This is a genomic window from Catenulispora pinisilvae, from assembly GCF_015356865.1.
Lineage (GTDB): Bacteria > Actinomycetota > Actinomycetes > Streptomycetales > Catenulisporaceae > Catenulispora > Catenulispora pinisilvae.
Map to the genome: position 1 here is coordinate 1 of NZ_JAAFZA010000335.1, position 9,137 is coordinate 9,137.

A 9,137-nucleotide genomic window follows, 5' to 3' on the forward strand; every position below is an offset into this window, starting at 1 on the left:
AACGGCTCGCAGGGCGGCTTCGACCGCGACCGCCCCGACCGCGGCGAGCCCGTTCCGCCCCCGCCGCCGCGCTCGCACAGCCGCATGCCGCTGGCGATCGCGATCTGCGTGGTCGGCACGACGGTCCTGATCGTGGCCATCGTCGTGGCGATGAACTCCGGGGACAAGTCCCCGAACCAGCCGGGCGCGCACAGCTCGACCACGCCGACGCAGTCGGCCCCGGCCAAGCCCACCTCGACGAACCAGCCCTCGACGACACCGTCCGAAGCGGTGGTCGGCTCGGGCTCGGCGGACTCCCCAGACTCCACGAGCGCCACCAGCGCCAAGAGCTCGTCCACGACCTCGACCACATCGAGCCCGTCGAGCCCGTCCAGCACCCCGAGCACGCCGAGTACCCCGAGCACGCCGTCGACCGGACCGACCGACGTCGCGACCCAGATGTCGTCGTTCCTCACCGGCTACTACGGCCTGCTCCCGGGCAACCTGGACGCGGCCTGGCCCAACATGACCCCGGCCTACCAGTCCAGCGTCGCCGGGGGCCGCACCAACTACGACAATTTCTGGAACACGGTCCAGCAGGTCACCGTGTCGAACGTGGTGGCGACCCCGCCGTCCACGGTCGTCGCGACCATCCACATCACCTACAAGAACGGCACCAGCGAGGACGACCGCACGACCTTCGGCCTCGTCAAGAACGGCGCCAGCTGGCAGATCGACACCAGCCACAACTAGCACCTCCGCACCGCCGGCCGGAAACCGCTAGCGCCTCCGCACCGCCCCTGGCCGGACCACCCGCCAGCGCGGCCGCGTCGCTCGTTGGCGCGGCCGGGCAAACGGCGAATCCGGACGCCTGGAAACAACCTCAGGCGTCCGGCGCGGCGACAGCCGTCAGCAACCCCTCACCGATGAACCCTAAAACCCGGTCCGTCAGCATCCGACGATCCTCCTCAGGCGCCGCCCGCAACGGCCCCTGCCCGAGCAGCACAGCCAGCCCGTGCACCGTCGACCAGACCGGGAACTCGATCCCCGTACGCCGCCCCGCGTCCAGCAGTCCGACCTCGACCAGCTCGTCCAACCCGGCCCGCAGCTGACCCAGCGGGCTCGCGTCGGGACCGGTCGCCCCGACCACCGCATAAGGATGCTGATCCGGCAGCGCGTACGCCGTGGCGAACAGGCCCGGCTCCTCGCGGGCGAACTCCAGGTACGCCATCCCGACCGCCGCCATCCGGCCGAAGGCGGCGTCGGCGTCGCCGTCACCGCGCTCGCCGGGAACCCGGGCGACCTCGGCCGCCATCCGGTCGCCGAGCCGCGCCATCGCCGCCTCGCACACCGCGGCCAACAGCTCGTCGCGGTCGGCGAAGTGCCGGTAGGCGGCGTTCGGCACGACCCCGACGATCCTGGTCGCCTCCCGCAGCACCACCGCGTCCGGTCCGCCGGCCCGCGCCAACTCCAGGCCGGCCGCGATCAGCCCTTCGCGCACGGCACCGCGCGGACGCCGGGTTGTGGGCTGTGACCTGGGGTTCTCCGCTGCGGACCGGTGGGTGCTCATCTGCTCACGATAGCAACGTGGACAGCGTCCACCTAGCTGAGCTAACGTGGACAGTGTCCACTAAGCGCCGAGTCCACAGCGTCCACTAAACAGTCCCAGCCTCCGACCGAACGGAGCTCGCCGTGACCAGAATGGCTCCCCTGCTCGAGAACAACGAATGGTCCGCCCACGGCTTCACCCCGGTCCCGCTCGCCGTGCCGACCGCCCGGCTGATCGTCGTGACCTGCCTGGACCACCGCCTGGACCCGGCCCGGATCCTGGGCCTGGAACCGGGCGACGCCCCGATCATCCGCAACGCCGGCGGCCGGGTCACCGAATCGGTCGTCACCGACATCGCCTACCTCGGCTTCCTGGCCCGGCAGGTGTTCGGGGTCGAAGGCCGGCTGTTCGAGATCGCGGTCATCCACCACACGCAGTGCGGCACCGGCTTCCTGGCCGATCCCGACTTCCGGCACCGGGCCGCCGACGCGACCGGCCTGTCGGCGCGGACGCTGGCCGCCTCTCAAGTCAGTGACCCGCAGGTGACGGTCCGGGAGGACGTCGAGCGCCTGCTCTGCTCACCGCTGCTCCCCGGCGAGACCACCGTCTCAGGGCACGTCTACGACGTGGAGACCGGCCGGGTCTCGATGGTGGTCGACGCGATCGGAGCGTGACCGGCCGGGCTCATATCCGCAACCATGATTGCCAATCAAGGTTTATCAATCTAGATTGGCAATATGAACTCCCCCAGCGTGGACGATCTGTCCACCGCGCTGTACAGCGCGATCGGCCTCACGGTCCGCCGGCTGCGCCAGACCGCCACCCCTGACGAGCCGACCCTGCCGGAGCGCTCGGCGCTGGCCCGGCTGGACCGGCTGGGCCCGGCCACCGCCGCCGACCTGGCCCGGATAGAGCAGATCAGCCCGCAGGCGATGGGCATCACGCTGGCCGCGCTGGAGGAGCGGGGCCTGGTCGAGCGCCACCGCGACGACGAGGACCGGCGCCGCTCGGTGACCACCGTGACCGAGGCCGGGCGGGAGATGCTGCGGCTCAAGCGCGGCGCCCGCGCGCGCATCATCGCCGACAGCCTGGCCGGCGGCTTCACCGCCGAGGAGTTGGCGACGCTGGCCGCGGCCGCGCCCCTGCTCCAGCGCCTCGCGGAGAAGATCTGATGGCCGTCGCCACCGCCGCCCAGCCGGCCACCGACAAGCGCTACCAGTGGGTGGCGCTCACCAACACCACCGCCGCGATGTTCATGTCGGCGCTGGACGGCTCGATCGTGCTGATCGCGCTGCCGCCGATCTTCCGCGGCATCCACCTGGACCCGCTGGCGCCCGGGAGCATCGTCTACCTGTTGTGGATGATCATGGGATACCGGCTGGTGCAGGCGGTGTTCGTGGTCACGCTGGGCCGGCTCGGCGACATGTTCGGCCGGGTGCGCATCTACAACGCCGGCTTCATGGTGTTCACCATCGCCTCGGTGTTGTTGTCCTTCGACCCCTTCGACGGGACCCACGGCGCGATGTGGCTGATCGGCTGGCGGCTGTTGCAGGCCGTCGGCGGCGCGATGCTGATGGCCAACTCCGCCGCCATCCTCACCGACGCCTTCCCGCCCGAGCGGCGCGGCTTCGCGCTCGGCGTGAACCAGGTCGCGGCGCTGGCCGGGATGTTCATCGGGCTGGTGGCCGGCGGTCTGCTTTCGGCGTGGGACTGGCGCGCGGTGTTCTGGGTGAACGTCCCGGTCGGCATCTTCGGCACGTACTGGGCCTACCGGCGGCTGCGCGAGACCAGCCGGGCCACCGGCGGCCGGATCGACTGGTGGGGCAACGTCACCTTCGCCGTCGGGCTCGGCGCCGTGCTGATCGGGGTCACGCAGGGCCTACAGCCCTACCACGGCAGCGCGATGGGATGGGCCAACCCGACCGTCATCCTGCTGCTGAGCATCGGCGTGGCCAGCCTGATCGCGTTCTACCTCATCGAGTCCCGGATCGCCGAGCCGATGTTCGACCTGTCGCTGTTCAAGATCCACGACTTCACGGTCGGCAACTCCGCCTCGCTGGCGATCTCCGTGGCGCGCGGCGGCCTACAGTTCGTCCTGGTCATCTGGCTCCAGGGCATCTGGCTGCCGCTGCACGGCTACGACTACAGCGACACGCCGCTGTGGGCCGGCATCTTCCTGCTCCCGATGACCGTCGGCTTCCTGATATCCGGGCCGATATCCGGCTACCTGTCCGACAAATTCGGCTCCCGCGGCCTGTCCACCGCCGGCGCGGCCGTGTTCGGCTCCAGCTTCATCGGCCTGATGCTGCTCCCGGTCCAGTTCCCCTACTGGGCCTTCGCGTCCCTGATCGCCATCAACGGCATCGGCAGCGGCATGTTCGGCGCCCCGAACACCTCCTCCATCATGAGCAGCGTCCCGGCCAGCAAGCGCGGCGCCGCCTCCGGGATGCGCTCCACGTTCCAGAACTCCGGCACCGCGGTGTCCATCGGTGTGTTCTTCTCGCTGATGATCGCCGGCCTCGCCTCCCGCCTGCCGCATACCCTCACCACCGGGCTCCAGGCGCAGGGCGTGTCGGTACACGCCGCCACGCAGATCGGGCACCTGCCGCCGGTCTCGTCGCTGTTCGCCGCGATGCTCGGCGTCAACCCAGTCCAACACCTGCTGTCCGGCGCCGGCGCCCTCAACTCGCTGCCCCCGACGGCGCAGGCCACGCTCACCGGGCGCGAGTTCTTCCCGAACCTGCTGTCAGGACCCTTCCACCATGGGCTGATCGTGGTGTTCGCGGTCGCGACCGGGCTGTCGGCGCTGGCGACGATCGCTTGCTTGCGGCGGGGGAAGGGGCTGAATGTGAAGAAGGAAGTCGAGGAGGCCGAGGCCTGAGGCCTGAGGCCCACGGGCTGAGCCCTGATCGGCGGGTCTGATCAGGCCTGATCGGCGGACCTGAACGGGCCTGATCGGCGGGCCTGATCAGCGTTGCCCGGGCCCGCCGGCGGCCGGTCTGCTCATCAGACAACTACCGCCGGCGGGCTCTCTTTCGGATGAATCCGCCGGTGAACCGCGATCTCAGGCGATTGACACCGCGCGCCGCCGGATAGAACCGGCAGCATGACGAACCCGCCGTCGACGCTCACCACCGCCCGCGCCGAGGAGGACGAGCCGACCGGCAGTGATGCCGGGTATCAGAAGACGCTGGCGAACTTCCAGATCCAGATGATCGCCTTCGGCGGGGCGATCGGGGTCGGGCTGTTCCTCGGCTCGGCTGGGGCGATCTCGCGGTCCGGGCCGGGGTTGGTTTTCGCGTACGCGCTGGCCGGCATCTCGGCGTTCTTCGTGATGCGGGCGCTCGGGGAGCTGGTGCTGTACAAGCCCACGTCGGGGAGCTTCGTGGTCTACGCCCGGGAGTTCATCGGGCCGTGGGCCGGCTACGCGTGCGGCTGGATGTACTGGCTGAACTGGGCCATGACCGGCGTCGCGGAGCTGACGGCGGTCGGGATCTACATGCACTACTGGTTCCCGGGGCTGCCGCAGTGGCTGTCGGCGTTGGTGGCGCTCGGGGTGCTGCTCGGCGCGAACGTGGTGTCGGTGAAGGTGTTCGGGACTCTGGAGACCTGGTTCGCGCTGTGCAAGGTGCTGGCGATCGTGGTCTTCCTGGTGGTCGCCGTCGCGCTGCTGGCCACGCACGCCGGGATCGGACACCAGCACGCCGGTTGGGCGAACGTCTCCACCCACGGCGGCCTGCTGCCGAAGGGGATGTGGGCGGTGTTGGTCAGCCTACAGTCGGTGGTCTTCGCCTACGCCGCGATCGAGCTGGTCGGCATCACCGCCGGCGAGACCGCCGAGCCGCGCAAGATCGTGCCGAAGGCGGTGCGGGCGGTGATCTGGCGGATCGCGGTGTTCTACGTCGGGTCGATCGGGCTGCTGGTGGTGGTGCTGCCGTGGACGATGTACCACGAGGGCGAGAGCCCGTTCGTGACGGTGTTCTCGATGCTGGGCGTGCCCGGCGTCGGCGGCGTGATGAACTTCGTGGTGCTGACCGCGGCGCTGTCGTCCACCAACTCCGGGCTGTACTCCACCGGCCGGGTCCTGCGGGCGTTGGCCGAGCGGCACGAGGCGCCGCAGTACGTGTCGAAGATGAACAGCCGCGGCGTGCCGTACGGCGGCATCATGCTGACGGCGACGGTGTACCTGGCCGGCGTGCTGCTGAACCTGGTGGTGCCGTCGCGGGCGTTCGACATCGCGACGTCCACCGCTTCGCTGGGGGTGCTGACGACGTGGGCCACGATCCTTGTGTGCCAGGCCCGGTTGAAGGCTCGTTCGGAGCTACCGGACAGCCCGGTGCCGCGGCCGGCCTTCCGCATGCCGGGATCGCCGTGGACGAACTACGGCACCCTGGTGTTCCTGGCCGGCGTGCTGGTGCTGATGGCCGACAGCGGGTCGGAGCGGCCGGTGCTGGCGTTGGTGCCGCTGATCGTGCTGGTGCTGTGGGTCGGGTGGCGGGCGATCAAGCGGCGGTTCCCGGTGGACGCGGTGTAGCTGCCCTTTCACCCTGCCCTTTCACCCACGATCTGCCGCGACGGCGTCCAGGGCGAACCAGTGCCGCAGGGCGGCGGCGGCCTGGGCGATGGCGTGCCCGGCGGCGTCGACGGCCCCGCTCATCGCGAAGAAGCCGTGGACCATGCCCTCGTAGCGGGTGAGCTCGACCTGGACCCCGGATGCGGCCAGGCGCCTGGCGTACGCCTCGCCCTGATCGCGAAGCGGGTCGTACTCGGCGGTGACGACCAGCGCCGGCGGCAGCCCGGCGAGGTCGGCGGCACGCAGGGGCGAGGCCAGCGGATTGGCGGCGTCCGCGTCGTCGGCGAGGTAGTGCTGCCGGTACCACGACACGGAGCGGTGGTTGAACAGCCACGGGTCGGTGTTGTCGCGCATCGAACCGTCTGCGGCGAGCTGGTCGGTGTTGGGATACACCAGCAGCTGGCCGGCCAGACCGAGGCTGTCATCGCGCGCCAGCAGCGACACGACCGCGGCCAGGTTCCCACCGGCGCTGTCCCCACCGACCGCGAGGCCCGCGGGCTCGGTGCCGAAGTCGTCGGGATGCGCGGCGATGTGGCGCAGGGCGTCGTGACAGTCTTCGACGCCGGCGGGAAAGCGGTGCTCGGGGGCGAGGCGGTATCCGACCGAGACGACCTGGACGCCGGCCTGGTTGGCGAGCGCGCGACAGATGCCATCGCAGGTATCGAGGCTGCCGAGCGTCCACCCGCCGCCGAAGAAGTAAAGCAGCGTCGGCAGCACCCGCTCGGCGCCGGGGCGATAGACACGCACCGGGATATTGCGGCCGGGGGCCGGGATCACGCGGTCGACGACGGTATGGACCGGCTCCGGCTCACGCTCCTCAGCCTGGATCGCCGTGAGGTCGGCGGCGCGCGCCTCGGCGAGGCTGAGGGTGTAGAGCTGCGGGGTGGCGGCTTGGACGCGGCGGTCGCGCATGGCTTGGATTTGGGGGTCTAGGGGCATCAGGGGTCCTTTGGATGGGGCGGTTCGGGCGCTGGCGCGGGGCCCGGTGCGAGCATCCTGCCCAATGCCCGGACCGCTTCGGCGGCGGCGACGGATTGGGCCCGCGCGTTGCCGTGGAGCCCGTCGGCGCTCGTGGAGTCCATGGAATTGGCGATCGGGTGGCGGGCCAGGTCGATGTGGACGGTTCCCAGATTCGCGGCCAGGGCAGTGGTACGGGCGCCGAGGGTGGCCATGCGCTCGGTACCGGTGGGACGAAGCCAGCTCGGCAGGCTCGGGTAGGCGGGGCGGACGAAGATCGAGACGGTCATCACCAACGCCCCACAGTCTTGCAGAGCCCTGATAAGCCCCGCGAGCTCGGCGTCCACGACATCGGCGCGCGCCTCATAGCCGGGCCGCAGCGCGTCGTTGGCCCCGCACGCGACCAACGCCAGATCCGGCGCGAAGTCGAGGGCCGCGGCGAGCTGGCCGGCCCGGACCTCGTGGGCGCGCAAGCCACGACGCCCCAGGTTCAGATACGCGATGGGATGGACGCGCGCCAGTTCGGCGGCGACCCGATCGGCGAACGGCAGCGTGCTGTAGCCGGGCACCATGTCCGCGACGCCCTCAGCGATACTGTCGCCGAGCACTGCGAAACGGCGCCAGGGATGGCCGGCGAGGAGCGCGTCCGGCTCGCCGGGGCGGAGGCAGAAAGGGTCGGCGGCCTCAGCATCATCCACGCCCGCAGCCGAGCAGGCAAGATCGGCGGCTTGGCAAGCAGCATCGGCAGTAACCGAGCCCGCAGCCAGGCGGGCAGGCTCAGCATCAACCGCACCCGCAGCCAAGCAGGCAAGATCAGCGGCTTGGCCAGCAACATCGACAGCCTCGGCAGTAACCGAGCCCGCAGCCAGGCGGGCAGGCTCAGCATCATCCACACCCGCAGCCAAGCAGGCAAGATCGGCGCCATCCGGGCGAGCAGGCCCGAAAGTATCTAGCCCCGGCGCGGTCACGGCGCCCACTCGTTCATCGCCCACTCGCCCATCTCGACCGCGAATCGATCAGCGCCGGCAAGCGCGACAGCAGCGCGGAACCCGGGCGGCGCGTCGACATCCGCCACCCGATACCAGGACCCCAGCGCCGCGACCGGCCCCTCGGGCGTCAGCAGCGGCAGGACTTGCGTGAGCCGGGCGCCGCCAGCCTTCGTGACAGCCTCCTTACGCGCCCACAGCCGTGCGAAGGTCTCGGCGTCCGCATCCGCATCCGCGACCTGCCGCGCCTCGGCCTCCGGGAAGTACCGCCGCGCCATCGCCGCCACGTTCAGTCCGGGGATCAGCCGCTGGATGTCGGCGCCGACCGCGCGCTGCGCCGACACCGCGATCAGGCATCGGTCGCCGGAGTGGGACAGGTTGGCGTGGATGCCGGTCCACTCCCCCGCCAGCTCGGGCTTGCCGTTGGGCCCGGTCTTCCAGGTGAGGTCGGCCGGTGGTGCGCCGAGCCGCTCGGCGACGATCTGGCGCAGGGCCCCGTGGGCGATCACGAACCGCCGCCGGGCCGCGCTGCTCGGCAGCCGCGCGGCCCGGCGGCGTTCCTCGGCGTCGAGCGTGCCTGACAACCGGGCCAGCGCGTGCGAAGACACCTCTCCGACCAGCCACGCCGACACCACGCCGACACCAGTCACGAGACCGGTCACGGAACCAGGTCCCGCACGAGCTTCCCCAACCGCCGAACGCCTTCCTCGATCCGCGGCGGCTCCAACGCGCTGCACGACAACCGAATCGCGCGCTCGCCTCCGCCGTCGCCGTAGAAGAAGCACATCGGCGTCCACAGCACCCCGTAGTCCCGCGCCGATACCTCCACCAGCGCCTCATCGGCCACGAACGGCACGTTCAGCACCGCGAAGAACCCGCCGCTCGGCGTGTTCCATGTCATCCGCTCGTCGTCCCCGAACTCGTGCTCCAGCGCCGCCAGCAGAGCCCGCATGTTCCGCCGATAGAAATCCATCTTGGCCCGATTCGCCGCCCGCAAGCTGTACTCCGAATCGACCAGCACCCCGCCCACCACGCCCTGCGCGATCGGCGAGGTGTTCACCGTCAGCATGCGCGTGACCTGGCTCTGATACAC

The 9,137-nt window shown here is 70.6% G+C and carries 9 protein-coding genes and 2 pseudogenes; 6 read left to right on the plus strand and 5 right to left on the minus strand.

Annotated features, from left to right (window positions below):
• Positions 1 to 732, plus strand: a pseudogene (locus tag IZR01_RS45525) (hypothetical protein); the annotation flags it as partial.
• A 130-nt stretch (positions 733 to 862) separates the two neighbouring features.
• Here the strand turns inward: IZR01_RS45525 and IZR01_RS45530 are convergent.
• Positions 863 to 1,549 (minus strand): TetR/AcrR family transcriptional regulator, encoded by a 687-nt coding sequence (locus IZR01_RS45530; RefSeq protein ID WP_194927459.1) that lies wholly within the window; start codon positions 1,547 to 1,549, stop codon positions 863 to 865.
• Between the two features lie 131 nt (positions 1,550 to 1,680).
• Here IZR01_RS45530 and IZR01_RS45535 point away from each other — a divergent pair, with 131 nt between their 5' ends.
• The 4 genes from IZR01_RS45535 (at position 1,681) to IZR01_RS45550 (ending at position 6,062) form a co-directional block, all read left to right on the plus strand.
• On the plus strand, positions 1,681 to 2,202 hold the full coding sequence (locus IZR01_RS45535; protein WP_228555956.1) for a beta-class carbonic anhydrase: 522 nt from the start codon (positions 1,681 to 1,683) through the stop codon (positions 2,200 to 2,202).
• 63 nt (positions 2,203 to 2,265) lie between these two features.
• Positions 2,266 to 2,700, plus strand: a complete 435-nt coding sequence (locus tag IZR01_RS45540) for a MarR family winged helix-turn-helix transcriptional regulator (protein WP_194927460.1) — start codon at positions 2,266 to 2,268, stop codon at positions 2,698 to 2,700.
• Positions 2,700 to 4,409, plus strand: coding sequence for an MFS transporter (locus IZR01_RS45545; protein WP_194927461.1), 1,710 nt, complete (start codon positions 2,700 to 2,702; stop codon positions 4,407 to 4,409). The genes IZR01_RS45540 and IZR01_RS45545 overlap by 1 nt, the downstream gene beginning before the upstream one ends.
• Positions 4,410 to 4,634: 225 nt before the next feature.
• On the plus strand, positions 4,635 to 6,062 hold the full coding sequence (locus IZR01_RS45550; RefSeq protein WP_228561311.1) for an amino acid permease: 1,428 nt from the start codon (positions 4,635 to 4,637) through the stop codon (positions 6,060 to 6,062).
• Between the two features lie 21 nt (positions 6,063 to 6,083).
• On the opposite strand, the gene lipP1 is transcribed toward IZR01_RS45550, so the two are convergent.
• Positions 6,084 to 7,040, minus strand: coding sequence for a LipP1 family hormone-sensitive lipase (lipP1, locus tag IZR01_RS45555; RefSeq protein WP_194927462.1), 957 nt, complete (start codon positions 7,038 to 7,040; stop codon positions 6,084 to 6,086).
• Positions 7,040 to 7,756: an SGNH/GDSL hydrolase family protein gene (locus IZR01_RS45560; RefSeq protein ID WP_194898963.1), complete on the minus strand. Its 717-nt coding sequence runs from the start codon at positions 7,754 to 7,756 to the stop codon at positions 7,040 to 7,042. The genes lipP1 and IZR01_RS45560 overlap by 1 nt, the downstream gene beginning before the upstream one ends.
• On the opposite strand from IZR01_RS45560, the gene IZR01_RS45565 reads away from it, so the two are divergent.
• Positions 7,685 to 8,011 carry a hypothetical protein gene (locus IZR01_RS45565; protein WP_194927465.1) on the plus strand — a complete coding sequence of 109 codons (327 nt, stop codon included), beginning with the start codon at positions 7,685 to 7,687 and terminating at the stop codon, positions 8,009 to 8,011. The genes IZR01_RS45560 and IZR01_RS45565 overlap by 72 nt on opposite strands.
• An 11-nt stretch (positions 8,012 to 8,022) precedes the next feature.
• On the opposite strand, the gene IZR01_RS45570 is transcribed toward IZR01_RS45565, so the two are convergent.
• Together IZR01_RS45570 and IZR01_RS45575 are read right to left on the minus strand one after the other, a co-directional pair.
• Positions 8,023 to 8,706 (minus strand): 4'-phosphopantetheinyl transferase family protein, encoded by a 684-nt coding sequence (locus tag IZR01_RS45570; RefSeq protein ID WP_194927463.1) that lies wholly within the window; start codon positions 8,704 to 8,706, stop codon positions 8,023 to 8,025.
• A pseudogene (locus tag IZR01_RS45575) lies at positions 8,703 to 9,137 on the minus strand (PLP-dependent aminotransferase family protein); the annotation flags it as partial. The pseudogene IZR01_RS45575 and the gene IZR01_RS45570, both read right to left, overlap by 4 nt.

Excerpts from the sequence above, each read along its gene's own strand:
- IZR01_RS45545 (WP_194927461.1), top strand. The coding sequence starts at position 2,700 with ATGGCCGTCGCCACCGCCGCCCAGCCGGCCACCGACAAGCGCTACCAG.
- IZR01_RS45530 (WP_194927459.1), bottom strand. The coding sequence starts at position 1,549 with ATGAGCACCCACCGGTCCGCAGCGGAGAACCCCAGGTCACAGCCCACA.
- IZR01_RS45550 (WP_228561311.1), top strand. The coding sequence starts at position 4,635 with ATGACGAACCCGCCGTCGACGCTCACCACCGCCCGCGCCGAGGAGGAC.
- IZR01_RS45565 (WP_194927465.1), top strand. The coding sequence starts at position 7,685 with ATGGCCGGCGAGGAGCGCGTCCGGCTCGCCGGGGCGGAGGCAGAAAGG.
- IZR01_RS45540 (WP_194927460.1), top strand. The coding sequence starts at position 2,266 with ATGAACTCCCCCAGCGTGGACGATCTGTCCACCGCGCTGTACAGCGCG.
- lipP1 (WP_194927462.1), bottom strand. The coding sequence starts at position 7,040 with ATGCCCCTAGACCCCCAAATCCAAGCCATGCGCGACCGCCGCGTCCAA.
- IZR01_RS45535 (WP_228555956.1), top strand. The coding sequence starts at position 1,681 with ATGGCTCCCCTGCTCGAGAACAACGAATGGTCCGCCCACGGCTTCACC.